This is a genomic window from Tsukamurella paurometabola, assembly GCF_900631615.1.
GTDB classification, from domain to species: Bacteria; Actinomycetota; Actinomycetes; order Mycobacteriales; family Mycobacteriaceae; genus Tsukamurella; species Tsukamurella paurometabola_A.
Genome location: NZ_LR131273.1, coordinates 2,950,060 through 2,968,329, shown reverse-complemented (window position 1 = coordinate 2,968,329; position 18,270 = coordinate 2,950,060). Strand labels below are relative to the sequence as shown.

Below are 18,270 nucleotides of genomic sequence, written 5' to 3'. Positions count from 1 at the left end.
GCAGTAGTGAAGTTAGCGGGTCGCGGTGATCGACTTCGGGCCGCGTCCGAGCGCGATGACGCCGGACTGCGCGATCTCGCGGATCCCGAAGGGATCCAGGACCGCCAGCAGCGCGTCGAGCTTGTCCGGCGTACCGGTGGCCTCGATGGTCACCGAGTCGGGCGAGACGTCCACGATCTTGGCACGGAACAGGTCGACGGTGTCGGTGACCTGGCCGCGCGTCGCGGCATCGGCGCGCACCTTGATGAGCATCAGCTCGCGCGCCACCGACGTCGACGAGTCCTGCTCGACGATCTTCAGCACGGAGACCAGCTTGTTCAGCTGCTTGGTGACCTGCTCGAGCGGCAGCTCGTCGACCGTGACCACGATCGTCATGCGGCTGACGCCCTTGAGCTCGGTGCCGCCCACCGCGAGGGATTCGATGTTGAAACCCCGGCGGGAGAACAGCGACGAGACGCGGGCGAGCACGCCCGGACGGTCCTCGACCAGAACGCTCAGCGTGTGCGTGGTGCTCACTTCTGCTCCTCCCCGGGCAGCGTCGCAGCGTCGGGACGCTCCATCGCGGCGTGGATGACGGCCGGCTCGTCGGCCGCGTCGTCCTCGTCGAACAGCGGGCGGATGTCCCGCGCCGCCATGATCTCGTCATTGCTGGTGCCGGCGGCGACCATCGGCCACACCTGCGCGTCGGCGCCCACGATGAAGTCGATGACCACCGGGCGGTCGTTGATCTCGCGCGCCTGCGCGATGATCGCGTCCACATCCTCGGCCCGCTCGCAGCGGAAGGAGACGCAGCCCAGAGCGTCGCCCAGCTTGACGAAGTCGGGGATCCGCATCGAATGCGTCGACAGGTCGGTGCTGGAGTAGCGCTCCTCGTAGAACAGCGTCTGCCACTGCCGGACCATGCCGAGGTTGCCGTTGTTGATGACGGCGACCTTGATCGGCGCACCCTCGATCGCGGCGGTGGCGAGCTCCTGGTTGGTCATCTGGAAGCAGCCGTCACCGTCGATCGCCCAGACCTCCTTCTCGGGCGCGCCCATCTTGGCGCCGAGGGCCGCGGGAACCGCGTAGCCCATGGTGCCGAGACCGCCCGAATTGAGCCAGGTGCGGGGCTTCTCGTACTTGACGAACTGCGCCGCCCACATCTGGTGCTGGCCGACGCCCGCGCAGTAGATCGCGTCCGGGCCCGCGGCGACGCCGAGGCGCTCGATCACGTACTCGGGGCTCAGGGCGCCGTCCGACGGGGTGTTGTACGCCAAGGGGTACGTCGCACGGATGCCGTCCAGGTACTCCCACCAGGCGGTGAGATCGGGCGCGGCGATCGTGGCGCGGTCCTCGGAGATCGCGGCGATGAGCTCGGAGATGACCTCCTTGCAGTCACCCACGATCGGGACGTCCGCGAAGCGGTTCTTGCCGATCTCCGCCGGATCGATGTCGGCGTGGATGACCTTGGCATCGGGCGCGAACGAGTCCAGCTTGCCGGTGACGCGGTCGTCGAACCGCGCGCCCAGGGTCACGAGCAGGTCGGAGCGCTGCAGTGCGGCAACGGCGCCGACGGTGCCGTGCATGCCGGGCATGCCCATGTGCTGGCGGTGGCTGTCCGGGAAGACCCCTCGCGCCATCAGGGTGGTCACGACGGGGATGCCGGTCAGCTCGGCCAGCTTGAGCAGCTCGTCCGACGCCTCCGCCTTGAGGACACCGCCACCCACGTACAGCACGGGCGACTTGGCCGCCGCGATCAGACGCGCCGCCTCACGGATCTGCTTGCCGTGCGGCTTGGTCACGGGGCGGTAGCCGGGCAGGTCGATCTGCGGCGGCCAGGAGAAGACGGTGTCCTCCTGCAGCACGTCCTTGGGGATGTCGACGAGCACGGCACCCGGGCGGCCGCTCTGGGCCAGGTAGAACGCCTCCGCGATGACACGCGGGATGTCGGCCGCGTCGTAGACCAGGAAGTTGTGCTTGGTGACGGGCATCGTGATGCCCGAGATGTCGGCCTCCTGGAAGGCGTCGGTGCCGATCAGCGGGCGACCGACCTGGCCGGTGATGGCGACGATCGGAACGGAATCCATCTGCGCGTCGGCCAGCGGCGTGACCAGGTTGGTCGCGCCCGGGCCCGACGTCGCCATGCACACGCCGACCTTGCCGGTGGCCTGGGCGTAGCCGGTGGCCGCGTGGCCGGCACCCTGCTCGTGGCGCACCAGCACGTGGCGGACCTTCTTGGAATCGAGGAGCGGGTCGTAGACCGGAAGGATGCACCCGCCGGGAATGCCGAAGACCGTGTCCACGCCGATCTCCTCGAGCGACCGGACCACCGACTGCGCGCCGGTGACCCGCTCGGGGGCCACGACACGGGCGCCCTCGAGGACGCTGTGCGCGACGTCGGCTGCGACGTTGTGCTTCGAGGCGGCGGAATGCGCGCCGGGGATCCCGGCGCCGGGCTTGCGGGCCCCGGGCTTCTGCCCTGGGTGGGGCCGAGCTGTAGGTGCGCTCACGATGTGACCTTCTCACCACTCATGCGGTGCTCTGCTCTATGGACGTATCGGCGGGCGGCGCTGCCCGAAGACTATCCGGGCAACAAAAAACCCCCGTCAGCGGTAGCTGAGCGAGGGTAGCGCGTCGATGCTGGTGTGAAACGGCTGCAACCGGTTCAGGCGACGACGCGCCGACCGATTACGAGGAGCTGGTAGCTGTGCTTCACACCTGAGAAACTAGGCGCAGGTGTGCAGTCGCGTCAAACCAGTGAGCAAGACGATTCCACATACTGGGATTCTTCTGCCGCGTGCGACAATGCGTGTTATGAGCGAGCGCCCTGCGAAGCAGTCGAGCACGACCGGCACCACCCGCACCGTGACCACCGATCACACGTCGGACACCGCCGTGCCGATCGATTCGGGCGACCGCGTCGTCTTCAAGCACCCGCGCATCGCACTGCTCGGCGTCGCGCTGTTCGCCGTCTGCCTGGCGCCGATCGTCGGCCCGTGGACCGTGGGCCGCTCCATCGACGGCACCACCGCCGGCACCGGGGCCGCGATCCTGGGCTGGCTGCTGCTCGTCATCCCGATCCTGCTCGCCCTGTGGGTCCTGCGCGTGCGCACCGTCATCGGACCCGACGGGGTGCGGTCCGTCCGGATCGCCGGCTCCACCACCATCGGTTGGGACGAGCTGACAGGCATTAGGATCGGACGCAACGGTGCGGTGTACGCCGTCCGCACCGACGGTTCCGAGGTGCGACTACCCGCCGTCACCATCAGCCAGCTCCCCCGCGTCGCGGTCGCCTCCGGCGGCCGGATCCCCGACGTCACCGCGGAATAAATCCCGCCGAACAGGCCTTTCCCTGTTCACGGGGAGCGCGTCTCCTCCACCAGCCCGCACGATACGAAGATCCGAGGCGAGAAGCACATGCCACCGCTCCGCTCACGCACCACCACCGTCGGCCGCAACGCCGCAGGCGCCCGCTCGCTCTGGCGCGCCACCGGACTCACGGACAGCGACTTCGGCAAGCCGATCGTGGCCATCGCGAACTCCTACACCCAGTTCGTTCCCGGCCACGTGCACCTCAAGGACATGGGCGAGATCGTGGCCGAGTCGGTGCGCGCCGCCGGCGGCGTGGCGCGCGAGTTCCACACCATCGCGGTCGACGACGGCATCGCCATGGGGCACGGCGGCATGCTCTACAGCCTTCCCAGTCGCGAGATCATCGCCGACTCGGTCGAGTACATGGCGAACGCCCACACCGCCGACGCGCTGGTGTGCATCTCCAACTGCGACAAGATCACTCCGGGCATGCTCAACGCCGCGATGCGCCTGAACATCCCGACCGTGTTCGTCTCCGGCGGGCCGATGGAGGCCGGCAAGGCCGTCATCGTCGACGGTGTCGCCAAGGCCCCGACCGACCTCATCACCGCGATCTCGGCCTCCGCCAACGACGCGATCGACGACGCCGGGCTGGGCGAGGTGGAGCGCTCCGCGTGTCCCACCTGCGGCTCCTGCTCGGGCATGTTCACCGCCAATTCGATGAACTGCCTCACCGAGGCCCTCGGCCTCGCGCTGCCGGGCAACGGCTCGACGCTCGCGACCCACGCCGCGCGCCGCGCCCTGTTCGAGCGGGCCGGCTCCGTGGTGGTCGAAGCCGCGAAGCGGTACTACCGCGACGGGGACGAGTCGGTGCTCCCCCGCAACATCGCGACACCGGCCGCGTTCCGCAACGCGATGGCGCTCGACGTCGCGATGGGCGGTTCCACCAACACGGTGCTGCACACGCTCGCGGCCGCGCAGGAGGGCGAGGTCGATTTCGACCTCTCGACCATCGACGCGATCAGCCGCAAGGTGCCGTGCCTGTCCAAGGTCTCGCCGAACAGCGACTACCACATGGAGGACGTGCACCGGGCCGGCGGCATCCCCGCGATCCTCGGCGAGCTCCGGCGCGCGGGCCTGCTGGAGACCGACGTGCACACCGTCCACGAGCCGTCCTTCGACAAGTGGCTCGACGACTGGGACATCCGTTCCGGCACGGCGACCGACGAGGCGCTCGAGCTGTTCCACGCAGCGCCCGGCGGCGTGCGCACCACGCAGCCCTTCTCCACGAAGAACCAGTGGGAGAGCCTGGACACCGATCACGCGAACGGCTGCATCCGCGATATCGAGCACGCGTACACCGTGGAGGGCGGCCTGTGCGTGCTGCGCGGCAACATCGCCGTCGACGGTGCCATCCTCAAGACCGCGGGCATCGACGAGGACCTGTTCACCTTCGAGGGTCCGGCCGTCGTGGTCGAATCGCAGGAGGAGGCCGTCTCCAAGATCCTCGGCAAGCAGATCAAGCCCGGTGACGTGGTGGTCGTCCGCTACGAGGGCCCCAAGGGCGGCCCGGGTATGCAGGAGATGCTGCACCCCACCTCGTTCCTCAAGGGGCAGGGCCTGGGCAAGGTCTGCGCGCTGATCACCGACGGCCGCTTCTCGGGCGGCACGTCGGGCCTGTCGATCGGCCACATCTCCCCCGAGGCGGCCGCCGGCGGCGTCATCGGCCTCGTCGAGGACGGTGACCGCATCCGCATCGACGTGCACACCCGCGCCCTCGAGGTGCTGGTCGACGACGAGGAGCTCGCGCGCCGCCGCGCCAAGATGGAGGCCTCGGAGCGGCCCTGGCAGCCCAAGGACCGCCAGCGCACCGTCACCACCGCGCTTCGGGCGTACGCCGCCCTGGCCACCTCCGCCGATAAGGGCGCAGTGCGATACGTGCCGTAGGGCACCGTCGAACCGCGAACGCCCGGTCTCCCGCGTGGGAGACCGGGCGTTCGCCGTCACTGTCGATTACTGCTTGACCAGCGGATTCGCGCCGTTGAGCAGGATCCACACAGTGACCGCCGCGGCGATCGCGATGATCAACCACACGACGGAGCCGAGGTGGGGGCGCCGCGCCCAGCCCCGGTTGAAGTCGAGCGAGATCTTGCCCGGCCCGGTGAGGATGATCGCCACCGACGCGAAGAGCAGCAGCAGTTCGAATTCGACGCCCTTGTCCTGGGCGAAGAAGACGAAGCCGTTGCCCGCAGTGGTCAGCTTGAACAGCGTCGCCGAGAGCATCACGCCCACCGCTCCGGCGGCGGCGATCGGGGTGAGCAGGCCGAGGATCAGCATCGCTCCGCCGCCCAGCTCCACGACGCCCGTCGCGATGGCGATGACCTTGGTGAAGCGCTCGAATCCGAGCGACGGGTCGTTGCCGTTCTGCAGGTAGGCGGCGAAACCGTCGATGCCGGGACCGCCCCAGATGCCGAAGAGCTTCTGGATGCCGTGCGCGGCGAGGATGACGCCGACCGCGACCCGCAGCACGAGCAACCCCAGGTCGGTCGTGCCGCGGCGCGCAGCCTTGCGCGCCTCCTCCAGCTCGGCGGGGACGTCGGCGACGGGCTTGCCGAACCGGCGGCCGGGCGGCGGCGAGATCTGCTCGGTGGCCGCGGACTCCAGCGGGATGCCCTCGGCCTCGGCCCGTGCCTGCGCGGCGCGCTCGCGGCCCCGCCGGCGGTTGTAACGCTTGCCGAACTCGTCCCGCTCCTCGCTGGAGAGGTCGGCCCGCTCGGTCGCCGCGTCCGGGGAGGTCCCGGAGGTCGAGATCGCCGCGGTGGCCGCATTCGCGGCGGCGATGGCCGCCGCGAGGTCGCTGGTGTCCGGCACGGAGGTCGTGGGGTCGTCGCCGCCCGACGGTGCCGGGGTCGCCGCGGCAGGCGTGCTCGCTGCCGCCGTGGGTGCGTCCGCGTCACCGGCCGGCGTGCCCGCGGATCCACCGGCGGACGCGGTCCCGGCCGGTTCGTCGCGGTAACGCGGGAGCACCGGCCCGATGCCCGTGTCCGAATCGTCGTGGGGGTCCAGGATGAACCCGCCCGTGGGGTGCCGCTCGCCGAACCGGGGCAGCTCGCCCGTGGACCGGAAGTCAAAAGGGGACTCGGCCGCACCCTCGCTGGTCTCGTTCTCGGTTCCGTCCTTGTCGCTCACGGAAACCACACTAGAGTGCGAACGCGCCGCGGGCTGGGAGCGAACCGCGCCCCGGGCCGATCGGTAGGGTGGCGGCATGAGTGTGGGGTCCCGGCGCGCGCGTTCCGGCGCGCGGCGCGCCGTCGTGGTCGCGACCGCCGCGGCGCTGCTGGCGGGGTGCGCCGACTTCTCGGGCAACGAGGCCGCGCCGTTCACCGGCCCGCCGACGGGCCAGGTCACGACGACCAAGCCGACCGGCCCCGCCCAGCCCAGCGCCGCGCCGAAGACACCGGGACCGTGCATCGACCAGGATGCGAACGTCCTCGCCACGTGCCTCACCGAGCCCACCGATTTGATCACCACCGACGACTTCGAGCACGCCTACGTCGCCGAACGCGGGGGCACGATCACCTACACGACCACGGATCAGCCGAACCGGGAGGTCGTACGCGTCGGCGTGGACACCGCCGGCGACGGTGGGCTCACGGCGATCGCGATGTCACCGACGTACGACCAGGACCGTCTCTTCTACGCCTACGTCAGCACGCCCACGGACAACCGAGTCGTGCGGGTGACACCGGGCGACTCCCCGAAGGTGATCCTCGCCGGAATTCCCAAGGGCGCGGCGGGCAACGCCGGCTCGCTGATGTTCTCCGGCCGTGACCTCATCGTCGCGACCGGCAATGCCGGCGATCCGAACGCGGCCCGCGATCCCGCGTCGCTCGCCGGCAAGGTGCTCGCACTCGAGTCTCCCGGCACCGTCTCACCCGCCCGGCCCAAGATCCTCGCCACCGACGGTGGCGTCCGGCAGTCGCTCTGCGGCGTCCCCGGCGGCGGGCCGATCTTCATCGCCGACCAGGGCATCACGCAGGACCGGCTGCGAGTGCTGACGCCGAACGCGCCCGCATCCGTGGTGTGGAGTTGGCCCGACCGTCCGGGCCTCGCCGGCTGCGCCGTAGTCAAGGGCGGCGTGTTCGTCAGCGAGACACGCGCCGGCAAGATCGAGATGCTCGCCCTCCCGGACGGACCGACCACAGCGAAGGGTGAGCCTGCTCCCGTTCTCGATCGCGCGAAGTACGGCGTTTTCGGTCGACTCGCGATCGGACCGAAGGCCCTGCCTCAGGGCGTGACGACCAACAAACCGACCCCCGTGGCGCCCACCGACGACCGCGTCGTCCTCATCCCGATCCCGAGCACCTCGCCGGAGGGCGGCGACGACTAGTCACTCGCAGGCGGCGAGGACCAGCTCGCGCACGCGGGCGGCGTCGGCCTGACCCCGCGTGGCCTTCATGACGTCGCCGACGATCTTGCCGGCGGCCTGGACCTTGCCGGCCTTGATCTTGTCCACGATGTCGGGGTTGGCGGCGAGCGCCTCGTCGACGGCCTTCTGCAGCGCACCGTCGTCACGGACCACCTCGAGGCCGCGGGCGGCGACGACCTCGTCCGGCTCGCCCTCACCGTCGAGCACGCCGACGATCACCTGCTGCGCCAGCTTGCTGGTGAGCTTCCCCTCGTCGACGAGGGCGATAACGCGGGCCACCTGCGCCGGCGAAATGGCGAGCGCCTCGAGCTCGACCTCGCGAGTGTTGGCCTGCTGCGGCAGGAAGCTGCCCCACCACGACCGGGCCGAGTCGGGGGTGGCCCCGGCGTCGACGGTCGCGATGATCTTGTCGATGGCTCCCAGGTTCACCAGGTCGCGCATGACCTCGTCCGACAGGCCCCAGTCGGCCTGGATCCGGGCGCGCCGCAGCCACGGCAGCTCGCCGATGGTGCCGCGCAGCTCCTCCACCAGCTCCGCCGGGGGCGCGACGGGCGCGAGGTCGGGGTCCGGGAAGTAGCGGTAATCCTCGGCGGTCTCCTTGCGGCGGCCGGCAGTCGTGGTGCCGTCGCCCTCCTGGAAGTGCCGCGTCTCCTGGATGACCTCGCCGCCGGCGTCGAGAACCGCGGCCTGCCGCCGCATCTCGTACCGCACAGCCACCTCGACCGAGCGGAGTGAGTTGACGTTCTTGGTCTCCGTCCGGGTGCCGAACTCGGCCTGACCGACGGGCTTGAGCGAGACGTTGGCGTCGCACCGCATGGAGCCCTGGTCCATCCGCACGTCGGAGACGTCCAGGGAGGCGAGCAGGTCGCGCAGCGCGGTGACGTAGGCGCGGGCGATCTCCGGCGCCCGCTCCCCCGCGCCCTCGATCGGGCGGGAGACGATCTCCACCAGCGGCACGCCGGCGCGGTTGAAGTCGAGCAGGGAGTGCGAGGCGCCGTGGATACGGCCGGTGGCGGAGCCCACGTGGGTGGACTTGCCGGTGTCCTCCTCCATGTGCGCGCGCTCGATGTCGACCCGCCAGGTGGAGCCGTCCTCGAGCGGGACGTCGATGTAGCCGTCATAGGCGATCGGCTCGTCGTACTGGCTGATCTGGTAGTTCTTCGGCTGATCCGGATAGAAGTAGTTCTTCCGGGCGAACACGGAACTGGAGCGGATGGAGCAGTTCAGTGCCAGGCCGATGCGGATGGCCGAGCGCACCGCCTCGTCGTTGACGACGGGCAGTGCGCCCGGCATACCGAGGCACGTGGGGCACACCTGGGTGTTCGGCTCGGCGCCGAACTCGGTGCGGCAGCCACAGAACATCTTGGTCGCCGTACCGAGCTCGACGTGGACCTCCATGCCCATGACGGGCTCGTAGCGGGCGACGACGTCCGCGTACTCGGGAAGATCGATGTCGGCAAGCTCGGCACTCATGCCCCCAGCCTAATGGGCGCCGGTCAGCGCACCGAGACGGCCACCGCGTCGGCGGTCACGGTGATCGTCCCGGTGACGTAGCCCGCGTCCGACCCGGTGACCGGCCGGCCGTCGCGCCCGGTCGCGGTGAACGTCCACGGGCGGTTGTCGCGGAAGGAGACCTGGCCGTCGCGGACGGTGTCACCGAGGTCGATGTCCTGGGCGTTCGGCGCGGTCCACGTGTAGGTGCCGTTCTCGCCGGAGAAATCGGACTGCGGGCAGCCCGACGGGAAGCGGTCCTTCGAGGCGGCGCACGCGGAGTACTTCGCGGCGATCTGCTCGCGCGCGGACGTCTTCGCGGCATCGCTCAACCCGAAGGCGATGGTGAGCGTGCTGCCGACGCTGTACCGCGACAGTCCGTCGACGGGGGCCTGCCCCTTGTCGTCGCGGACGCTGGACTTCTCCTGCTGCGGCACCAGGTTCTTGTTGGTGGAGCCGAGGTCGAGAGCGCCGGGGAACACGTACACGACGCCCGAGGCGGGAAGCGGCTTACCGAGGATCGTGACGTTCTTCTTGTCGGAGTCGTACGCCGAGTACGGCTTGAGCTGTACGGCGGCGGTCTGCAACTTCCACTCGTCTCCCACCTTCTCGAGAGTGAGGTTCTCGTCGTAGGACACGTCGCCGATCGTCACCGTCAGGTGCACCGATCCCATGAACCCGCCGGTCTCGCTGACGATCTTCACGTCCTTGATCGGCGCGATGTCGCGCTGCTTGCGCAGGACGTCGTCCGTGAGGAGCTCGGTCGAGGCGGGCGCTTCCTTGCCGTAGGTGAGGGCTTTCGCGGCGTCGCCGGCCTGCAGCGCGGCGAAATACGCCTTGACGGTCCCGCCGGGGGAACCGGTGTCACCACCTCTGCCCGTGCTCTTGACGATCGCGATCCCGGCGATGAGGACGATCACCAGCACGACGGCGCCGCCGCCGATGAGGGCGGGGAGCAGCCAGGCGGGTCGCAGCTTCTGCGGCGCGCCGGGCCCGGGCGGGAACATCGGCGCGCCCGAGCCCTGCGGTCCGGGCGCGAACCCCTGCGCCGCCGGGAACTGGGGGTACGACGGTGCGCCGCCCTGCTGCGGAGAGGACGGGGCCGCCGGCTGCGGGTACGGCGCACCGGAGCCGGCGGGCTCGGGCTGCCATGTGGGGCGCAGCTGCGTCCGTTCGTTCGGGTCGGACGGATCCTGGCCCGGAGTGAACCCCGGGTTCGAGGGAGGATTCGGATTCATGCCCGGAATCGTGTCCGGCGCTCCTTAAGGATCGCTTCAGGACGGCCAACGCGGTGTGCGGAGGCTCAGCCGAAGAACTCCGCGGCGTCGTCGTAGCGCTCCCGCGGGACCCGCTTGAGCTGCTGGACCGCCTCGGCGAGCGGAACCAGCCCGATCTGCGCGCCACGCAGCGAGACCATCTGCCCGACCTCCCCCGCGTGCGCGGCGTCGGCGGCGTTGACGCCGAACCGGGTGGCGAGCACCCGGTCGGCGGGCGTCGGCGTCCCACCGCGCTGGACGTGCCCGAGGACCGTCGTGCGGACCTCCTTGTTGATCCGCTTCTCGATCTCGACCCCCAACTGGTGGGCGACGCCGGTGAAGCGTTCGTGGCCGAACTCGTCGGTGCCCCCGACGCGCAGTTCCATCGTGCCCTCGACGGGTTTCGCGCCCTCCGCGACGACGACGATGAAGCTGGAGTGACCGCGCTGGAAGCGGCGCTTGATCATGGCGCACACCTCCTCGACGTCGAACGGGACCTCGGGGATGAGCACCATGTGGGCGCCGGACGCCAGCCCCGAGTTCAGCGCGATCCATCCCGCGTGGCGGCCCATCACCTCGACCAGCATCACCCGCTGATGCGACTCCGCCGTCGAATGCAGCCGGTCGATCGCGTCGGTCGCGATGGTGAGCGCGGTGTCGAAGCCGAACGTGACGTCGGTGCAGTCGATGTCGTTGTCGATGGTCTTCGGCACGCCGATGACCGGGACGCCCTCGTCGGCGAGCCAGGAGGCGGCGGTCAGGGTGCCCTCGCCGCCGATGGGGATGAGGACGTCGATGCCGTTGTCGTCGAGGGTCTGCTTGATCCGGTCCAGGCCTGCCCGCAGCACGTCGGGGTGGGTGCGGGCGGTGCCCAGCATCGTGCCGCCCTTGGTGAGGAGCCGGTCGTTGCGATCGTCGTTGGACAACTGCACGCGCCGGTCCTCGAGCAGGCCGCGCCAGCCGTCCTGGAACCCGACGACCGCCGATCCGTAGCGGGAATCGCTCGTGCGGACCACCGCCCGGATCACCGCGTTCAGGCCCGGGCAGTCACCACCGCCGGTGAGAACTCCGATGCGCAGACTCATGGCGTCGATCTTCCCGCCTCGTCCCCGACCTGTCATGACAACGCACGAGGAGTTCACCCCGGCGTCACGACCCCCGTCTCGTAGGCGTACACGACGGCCTGCGCCCGGTCGCGGAGGCCGAGCTTCTGCAGCACCTTGCTGACGTGCGTCTTCACGGTCTGGTCGGAGACGAACAGGGCCGCCGCGATCTCGGCGTTGGACCGTCCGGCGGCGACGGCCTCGAGCACCTCGCGCTCACGGGGCGTCAGCGTCGCGAGTTCGGGCGGCGCGGTCCGACGGTGCGCGCGTGCGGCGGTGACCTCCGCGATCATTCGCCGCGTGACCGAAGGGGCGAGCAGTGACTGCCCCTCGTGCACCACCCGCACGGCGCGGACGAGCTCCTCGGCGGGCGCGTCCTTCAGCATGAAGCCGGACGCGCCCACCCGCAGCGCCTCGTACACGTAGTCGTCGATGTCGAAGGTGGTGAGCATGAGCACCCGCACGCCGTCGTGGCGGCGCAGGATCTCGGCGGCCGCCTGCAGCCCGTTCATCTCGGGCATGCGGACGTCCATGAGCACCACGTCGGGCTGGAGACGGGCGACCTCGGCCACCGCGGCCTTCCCGTCCGGGGCGTCCCCGATCACGGAGATGTCCGGTTGCGCGCCGAGCAGGGCACCGAAACCCTGCCGGACCATGGCCTGATCGTCGGCGATGAAGACGGTGATGGACACCTCCCCAGCCTAGGCGGTGGCACCGTCGGGACGGGCCGGGAGCGCGGCGCGGACCGCGAATCCCCCGCCCGCCGTCGGTGTCGCCGACAGGGTGCCGCCGACGGTGCGCGCCCGCTCCGCCATGCCGGGGATGCCCTGCCCCAGGCCGGGTCCGCCGAGGTCGGCATCCGAGGTGCGCGGGCCGTTCTCGATGCTGAGATTGAGCGTGCCGGCATCCATGGTGAGGGCGACGGTGATCGGCGCGCCCTGCGCGTGCCGGGTGGCGTTCGCAATGGATTCCTGGACGATGCGGTAGGCGACGAGTGCCGTGCTCTCACCGATCACGGACGGATCCGGCAGCGGAAGGTACTCGACGACGACGCCGGCCGCGCGCGCGCCGTCGATCAGCTCGTCGACCCCGCCGAGGCCGGGTGCCGGCGCGAACTCGGCCGAGGCGTCGTCGAGGCGGAGCACGCCGAGCAGGCCGCGGACCTCGTTGAGCGCCTCCCGGGCGGAGACGGCGATCCCGTCGAACTCGGCGCGGGCCCGCTCGGAGACGTCCGGCACGCGGTACTGGGCGGTCTGCGCCTGCACCACGACGAGCGACATCCGGTGCGCGACGATGTCGTGCAGGTCTCGGGCGATGCGAGTGCGCTCCTCGAGGATGGCGCGGCGGCCGCGTTCGAGCTCGCTGACCTCGGTCTGTTCCTCGAGGCGGGTGCGGGACTGCAGCGCCAGGCGCAGCAGCAGGATGATCACGAGCGAGACCATGATCCCGGCGACCCAGCCTCCCCCGGTGCCGTCCTGGGCGTTGATCCAGAACAGCACCGACGTCGCGGCGGCGATCGCGATCGCGTCGAGCGGAGCGCACTTGAGGAAGGCGATCCAGCTGGTGATGAGCATCGCCATGATCAGCGAGACCTGCCAGTTCCACTGCCAGTCCTGTTTCGCGTCGAACCACAGCAGTGGGAAGACGGCCGCCGTGGCCGCGACGATCCCCCATGCGGCGCGCGGGTGCGCCCATGCGATCGCGATGGGCAGGACCGACAGGCCGCTGATGATCGGGAGCAGCGCCGCGGGCACCGCGAACTGCTCGTTGAGCGTGGGCCAGGCGACCGCCCACATGATGAGCGCGACCAGCAGGAACAGCCAATTGATCTTCCGGGACAGGAAGATCCCGAGCGGGGTGGCGTGCAGCGCACCGTCGGGGGCCTGGATGTGCAGCGCGCTCTGCCGGTCCAAGTAGCGGCCGGCGCGCACCGTGGCGCGTCCGAATCGCTCGATCCTCTTCGTGGTCGTCCTCATGGAAGGCAACGCTAGGGGCACCGCGCACTCGGCGTCCTCATACTTCCGGGTGATATCGAACCCCTCGCGCAGCCGATCCGGGTGCCGGTCCGTCGTTCTTAGCGTCGCTGACATGAATCGCCGCATGCTCACCGCCGCAGCCGTACTGGCCGTTCCCCTGTCGTTCGGAGTCGCTCTGCCCGTCGCCGCGGGCGACACCGCCGCGCGCGAGGACTCGACCACCGCCGCGGCCGTCCGTTCCATCACCGATCCCGCGGTCGACCCGGCCGCGCAGGTGCGCTCCGTGCCCCGGGCCGTGGGGTACGAGGCGGCGGTGGGGCCCGGGTACGCGCTGAACCCGCACGGGGAGTGTTCCTCGGTGGTCCGGCTCCCCGCGGACTTCGACGCGCCCTGCAAGGCCCATGACCTGGGCTACGACCTGTTGCGCCACGCCGACGCCGCAGGCCGCCCATTGGGCGATTGGGCCCGCCGCCGGCTCGACGACGCCTTCGCCGACCGTTTGGCGGCGGCGTGCGCCGCCCGACCGGTCGCGCAGCGCCGCGCCTGCTCCGAGGTCGCCGGGCTCGCCGTGCTGGCGGTGCGCGCGAACACGTGGCGCCAGCACGGCGGCCCGCCCCGCGCCGAGTCCGTCCCCGAGCTGTTCACCAGCTGGATCACCGCAGGGGGCCGGCTGTGATCGCGCGGCCCCACGCCCGCGGCGGTGTACTCACCGGCTACGCCGTCGGAGTGGCGTGCGCGCTGTTCCCGAACCAGTTGCCGCGCACCGTGCTCGTGCAGATCGTGGTGTGCCTGCTCCTCGGGTCGGTGGGGGCGCTCGTCGGATGGATCGCCGTGCGGCGCCGCGAGCCGTCGGACGGTGGTGGTCGCGCGGCGCTCTACCTCGGGGCGGCGGCGCTGGTGGGCTGGGTGCTGTGGCAGAACCACCTCCGGGCGGCCGCCGGCGCGGAGCCGGTGGGGCCGCCGGCTTTCGCGGCACTCGTCTGCGCGGTCGCGGCGGCACCTCTCGCTGTCGCCGTGGTATGGCCCGTGCGGGCGCGTGCGGCCGCCGCGGCCCTGGCCGGGGTCGCGGTGCTGGGCGGAGTCGCATGGCCCGCCACCGCGACCTCGGCGGAGTCGGCGTCGTACGCGGATCGCTTCGTGGGTATCGAGACCGCGACGCGAGGCGTGCGGGCGTACGCCTCGCTCGGTGACGGCGCCTCCCCCACCGCGCGAGCCGCGGTGGCGGTGGACCGGCTCATCGCGGCGGGCGGTCTCGCCCGGCGGGCCGTGGTGATCGCGGTGCCGACCGGTTCCGGTTGGGTGGACCCGCATTTCGTGCGCGGGGTCGAGGAGTCACTGCACGGGGACAGCGCCATCGTGGCGGTGCAGTACACCGAGATGCCGAGCTGGCAGTCGTTCGTCCTGCATCGCGACGCCGCCGCGGCGAGCACGGCCGCGCTGATCGACGAGTTGCACCGTCGCGCACCGTCGACCCCGGTCCGGGTGTACGGCCAGAGCCTGGGGACGGTGGGCGTGCTCGCGGCGCAACGACGGGCGAGCGAACTCCACACCTCGGTCGCCGCGACGCTGCAGGTGGGGACCCCGGCCGGCGTGGCGATCGCCGGTCCCGCGCAGCTCAACGCCTCCGATCCGGTGGGGATCTGGTCGCCGCGGTTGCTGTTCGCGCCGCCGTCGCGGCCCGCGTCCGGGTCGGGTCGCGCGACCCCGCGGCCGCCATGGCTGCCCGTGCTCTCGTTCGTCCAGGCCACCGTCGACCTGCTGGGTGCGACCGCGCCCCCGCCCGGTCTGGGCCACCGGTACGACGAACGACAGGGATCGGAGCTGGTCGCGGACCTGGTCACGACGAAGGGCTTGCCCACCCCAGTTTAACCGGATACATTGTGTCCAGGTTAAGGAGTGGGTCATGCGAATGAGCGAGGGAATCGAGTGGGCGGCGCACGTGTGCGTGCTGCTGCACTGGCTCGACGAGGGCGGGCTGACTCCCGTACCGGCTTCGCGGCTGGCCGAGTCCTACGACCTTCCCGCGGCGTACCTCGGTAAGCAGCTGCAGGCGCTGGCGCGCAGCGGGATCACCGAATCCCTCCCCGGGCGCCGGGGCGGGATACGACTCGCCCGGCCCGCGTCGGACGTCACGCTGATGGACGTCGTCGCCGCGATCGAGGGCGGCACGGCCGCGTTCGCCTGCACCGAGATCCGGCAGCGCGGGATGAACGAGAGCAGCCCGCGCAGCGAGTTCGCCCGTCCGTGCGGCATCGCTCAGGCGATGCGCGGCGCCGAACTGGCGTGGCGGCGCGAGCTGGCCGCGACGTCGATCGCCGACCTGTCGGACGCCACGCCACGACGAGTCGCCGACGCGGCGCGTCGCCACTTCGGCGGCGCCTGAGCCCATCACGCCACCCCGCCTGCGAGACCCCGACCAAAAACCTGGACATAAATTATCCATATAGGAGAGGAACCGTCATGAGCCGCACCCCCGGAGCCACGTCGTCGCCCGAGACCTACAAGGCCCTGATCGCGCTGGACACCCGCCTGGCGACATCGCTGGGCAAGGTGCTGTACGACATCGTCAAACTCCGCGCCTCGCAGATCAACGACTGCGCGTACTGCGTGGACATGCATGCGCGCGACCTCGAGCGGCTCGGCACGCCGACCCGCACGATCTACGGCGTCGCCGCGTGGGAGGAGAGCCCGTTCTTCGACGAGACGCAGCGCGTCGCACTGGCCTTCGTCGAGCGCCTCACCGCCGGAATCGACGCGGTCGATGACGCACTGTGGGACGAGGCCGGCCGACTCCTCGGTGAGGAGCGCCGCACCGACCTGCTCGTCGCCGTCGGCACGATCAACACCTGGAACATGCTGGGCATCACCACCCATCTCCACCCCGCCGAGTAGCCGGACGGGGCCGTGTCACCGCCGCGTCAGGCGACGGGACCGCGGGCGGCCTCGTAGGCGGCACCGACCTTGTAGAGCCGGTCGTCCGCCTGCGCGGGCGCCAGGATCTGCAGCCCGACGGGGAGCCCGTCGTCGGTCGAGAGCCCCGAGGGCACCGACATGCCGCAGTGCCCGGCGAGGTTCGTCGGCAGCGTGAACAGGTCGAACAGGTACATCGCGAGCGGATCGCCGACCTTCTCCCCCAGCTTGAACGCCGTGGTGGGAGTGGTCGGCGAGACGATGACGTCCACCTGCTCGTAGGCCTTCGCGAAGTCCGCTGCGAGGAGGGTCCGGACCTTCTGCGCACTGCCGTAGTAGGCGTCGTAGTAGCCGGAGCTCAACGCGTAGGTGCCGATCATGATGCGCCGCTTGACCTCCGGGCCGAAGCCCGCCTCGCGGGTGAGCGCCATGACCTCCTCCGCGGAATGACTGCCGTCGTCGCCCGACCGGAGGCCGTAGCGCATCGCGTCGAACCGGGCGAGGTTCGAGGACACCTCCGACGGGAGGATCAGGTAGTACGCCGCCAGCGAGTACTGCAACGTGGGGAGCGAGATCTCGACCGTCTCGGCGCCCAGGTCGCGCAGCTGCTGCACGGCCTTCTCGAACGACGCCTGGACGCCGGCCTCGGTGCCCTCGGCACCGAACTCCTTGACCAGCCCCACACGGACGCCCTGCAGATCGCCGCCGGCGCCCGCCCGCGCGGCCGCGACGACGCCGGGAACCGGCGCGTCGAGCGAGGTCGAGTCGCGCGGGTCGTGCCCGGCGATCACCTCGTGCAGGAGGGCGGTGTCGAGCACGGTGCGCGCACACGGCCCGCCCTGGTCCAGCGACGAGGCGCAGGCGACGAGGCCGTAGCGACTGACCGCGCCGTAGGTCGGGCGCACGCCGACGGTCGCCGTCAGCGACGCGGGCTGACGGATCGAGCCGCCGGTGTCCGTGCCGATGGCGAGCGGCGCCTCGTAGGAGGCGAGGGCCGCGGCACTGCCGCCGCCGGAGCCGCCCGGCGTGCGATCGGCCGCCCACGGGTTGCGGGTCACGCCGTACGCGGAGTTCTCCGTCGACGAGCCCATGGCGAACTCGTCCATGTTGGTCTTGCCGAGGATCGGGATCCCTGCGGCACGCAGCTTCGCGGTGACCGTCGCGTCGTACGGCGCCGTCCACCCCTCGAGGATCTTGGAGCCGCAGGTGGTCGGCGCATCGGTCGTCGTGAAGACGTCCTTGAGCGCCAGCGGCACCCCGGCGAGCGCGGACGCGGGCTGCTCGCCGCGGGCCCGGGCCTCGTCGACGGCGCGGGCGGCCGCGAGGGCCTCCTCACCGGAGACGTGCAGGAAGGCGCCCAACTCGCCGTCGACCTCGGCGATCCGGTCCAAGTGCGCCTGGGTGACCTCGACGGAGCTCAGGTCGCCCGCGGCGATATTCGCGGCGAGGTCGGCGGCGGTGGCGCCGGTGATCTCGGTGAACGCACGCAGATCCGTCATGGTCACTCCTCCCCCAGGATGCGCGGCACGGCGAAGCGGTCGCCCTCGCGGTTCGGGGCGCCCGAGAGCGCCTCCTCGGGCGTGAGGCTTCCGACGGGGTCGTCCGCCCGGTTCACGTTCACGTTGCCCTCGGGCAGGGTGAGCGGCGCGACGTCCGCGTCGCCGACCTCCGTCACCACCTTGACGTGCTCGAGGATCGAATCGAGCTGCGTGGCGAAGACGTCGAGCTCTTCGTCGGTGACGGCGAGGCGCGACAGGCGCGCCAGGTGGGCGACCTCGTCCCGGGAGATGGCAGACATGCCCCTGATCCTAGGC

17 protein-coding genes are annotated in these 18,270 nt (G+C 71.0%); 7 read left to right on the top strand and 10 right to left on the bottom strand.

Going from position 1 to position 18,270, the window contains the following annotated elements; genetic code table 11:
* Positions 1-12: 12 nt before the first annotated feature.
* Positions 13-516 carry an acetolactate synthase small subunit gene (ilvN, locus tag ELY19_RS14820; protein WP_126196904.1) on the bottom strand — a complete coding sequence of 168 codons (504 nt, stop codon included), beginning with the start codon at positions 514-516 and terminating at the stop codon, positions 13-15.
* Positions 513-2,489 (bottom strand): acetolactate synthase large subunit, encoded by a 1,977-nt coding sequence (locus ELY19_RS14815; RefSeq protein WP_126196903.1) that lies wholly within the window; start codon positions 2,487-2,489, stop codon positions 513-515. The genes ilvN and ELY19_RS14815 overlap by 4 nt, the downstream gene beginning before the upstream one ends.
* Positions 2,490-2,793: 304 nt before the next feature.
* On the opposite strand from ELY19_RS14815, the gene ELY19_RS14810 reads away from it, so the two are divergent.
* Both ELY19_RS14810 and ilvD read left to right on the top strand, forming a co-directional pair.
* Positions 2,794-3,309 (top strand): PH domain-containing protein, encoded by a 516-nt coding sequence (locus ELY19_RS14810; RefSeq protein ID WP_164711609.1) that lies wholly within the window; start codon positions 2,794-2,796, stop codon positions 3,307-3,309.
* Positions 3,310-3,396: 87 nt separating this feature from the next.
* Positions 3,397-5,238, top strand: coding sequence for a dihydroxy-acid dehydratase (gene ilvD, locus ELY19_RS14805; protein ID WP_126196901.1), 1,842 nt, complete (start codon positions 3,397-3,399; stop codon positions 5,236-5,238).
* Between the two features lie 66 nt (positions 5,239-5,304).
* On the opposite strand, the gene ELY19_RS14800 is transcribed toward ilvD, so the two are convergent.
* Positions 5,305-6,480 (bottom strand): DoxX family protein, encoded by a 1,176-nt coding sequence (locus ELY19_RS14800; protein ID WP_164711608.1) that lies wholly within the window; start codon positions 6,478-6,480, stop codon positions 5,305-5,307.
* A gap of 76 nt (positions 6,481-6,556) precedes the next feature.
* On the opposite strand from ELY19_RS14800, the gene ELY19_RS14795 reads away from it, so the two are divergent.
* Positions 6,557-7,681, top strand: coding sequence for a PQQ-dependent sugar dehydrogenase (locus ELY19_RS14795; protein WP_126196899.1), 1,125 nt, complete (start codon positions 6,557-6,559; stop codon positions 7,679-7,681).
* Here the strand turns inward: ELY19_RS14795 and gatB are convergent, their stop codons facing one another.
* From gatB to ELY19_RS14770, 5 genes are all read right to left on the bottom strand, one after another.
* Positions 7,682-9,193: an Asp-tRNA(Asn)/Glu-tRNA(Gln) amidotransferase subunit GatB gene (gene gatB / locus ELY19_RS14790; RefSeq protein ID WP_126196898.1), complete on the bottom strand. Its 1,512-nt coding sequence runs from the start codon at positions 9,191-9,193 to the stop codon at positions 7,682-7,684.
* 23 nt (positions 9,194-9,216) lie between these two features.
* The gene (locus ELY19_RS14785) at positions 9,217-10,449 is read right to left on the bottom strand and encodes a DUF4878 domain-containing protein (protein WP_126196897.1); all 1,233 of its coding nucleotides are present in this window, start codon (positions 10,447-10,449) and stop codon (positions 9,217-9,219) included.
* A gap of 65 nt (positions 10,450-10,514) precedes the next feature.
* A complete protein-coding gene (locus ELY19_RS14780; protein ID WP_126198854.1) occupies positions 10,515-11,546 on the bottom strand; it encodes an ATP-dependent 6-phosphofructokinase in 1,032 nt (343 codons plus the stop codon).
* A gap of 59 nt (positions 11,547-11,605) precedes the next feature.
* The gene (locus ELY19_RS14775) at positions 11,606-12,262 is read right to left on the bottom strand and encodes a response regulator (protein WP_126196896.1); all 657 of its coding nucleotides are present in this window, start codon (positions 12,260-12,262) and stop codon (positions 11,606-11,608) included.
* Between the two features lie 9 nt (positions 12,263-12,271).
* Positions 12,272-13,546: a sensor histidine kinase gene (locus tag ELY19_RS14770; RefSeq protein ID WP_126196895.1), complete on the bottom strand. Its 1,275-nt coding sequence runs from the start codon at positions 13,544-13,546 to the stop codon at positions 12,272-12,274.
* Between the two features lie 112 nt (positions 13,547-13,658).
* On the opposite strand from ELY19_RS14770, the gene ELY19_RS14765 reads away from it, so the two are divergent.
* From ELY19_RS14765 to ELY19_RS14750, 4 genes are all read left to right on the top strand, one after another.
* Positions 13,659-14,222, top strand: coding sequence for a hypothetical protein (locus tag ELY19_RS14765; RefSeq protein WP_126196894.1), 564 nt, complete (start codon positions 13,659-13,661; stop codon positions 14,220-14,222).
* Complete coding sequence (locus ELY19_RS14760; protein WP_126196893.1) at positions 14,219-15,415, top strand: alpha/beta-hydrolase family protein; 1,197 nt, start codon at positions 14,219-14,221, stop codon at positions 15,413-15,415. Before ELY19_RS14765 ends, ELY19_RS14760 begins: the two co-directional genes overlap by 4 nt.
* 40 nt (positions 15,416-15,455) lie before the next feature.
* The gene (locus tag ELY19_RS14755) at positions 15,456-15,929 is read left to right on the top strand and encodes an RrF2 family transcriptional regulator (RefSeq protein WP_227966844.1); all 474 of its coding nucleotides are present in this window, start codon (positions 15,456-15,458) and stop codon (positions 15,927-15,929) included.
* Positions 15,930-16,006: 77 nt separating this feature from the next.
* Positions 16,007-16,438, top strand: coding sequence for a carboxymuconolactone decarboxylase family protein (locus ELY19_RS14750; RefSeq protein WP_126196891.1), 432 nt, complete (start codon positions 16,007-16,009; stop codon positions 16,436-16,438).
* A gap of 26 nt (positions 16,439-16,464) precedes the next feature.
* Here ELY19_RS14750 and gatA read toward each other — a convergent pair whose 3' ends face one another.
* Entirely contained in the window at positions 16,465-17,955 is a 1,491-nt protein-coding gene (gene gatA, locus ELY19_RS14745; protein WP_126196890.1) for an Asp-tRNA(Asn)/Glu-tRNA(Gln) amidotransferase subunit GatA, read from the bottom strand.
* Positions 17,956-17,957: 2 nt separating this feature from the next.
* Positions 17,958-18,254, bottom strand: coding sequence for an Asp-tRNA(Asn)/Glu-tRNA(Gln) amidotransferase subunit GatC (gene gatC / locus ELY19_RS14740; RefSeq protein ID WP_126196889.1), 297 nt, complete (start codon positions 18,252-18,254; stop codon positions 17,958-17,960).
* Between the last annotated feature and the right edge of the window lie 16 nt (positions 18,255-18,270).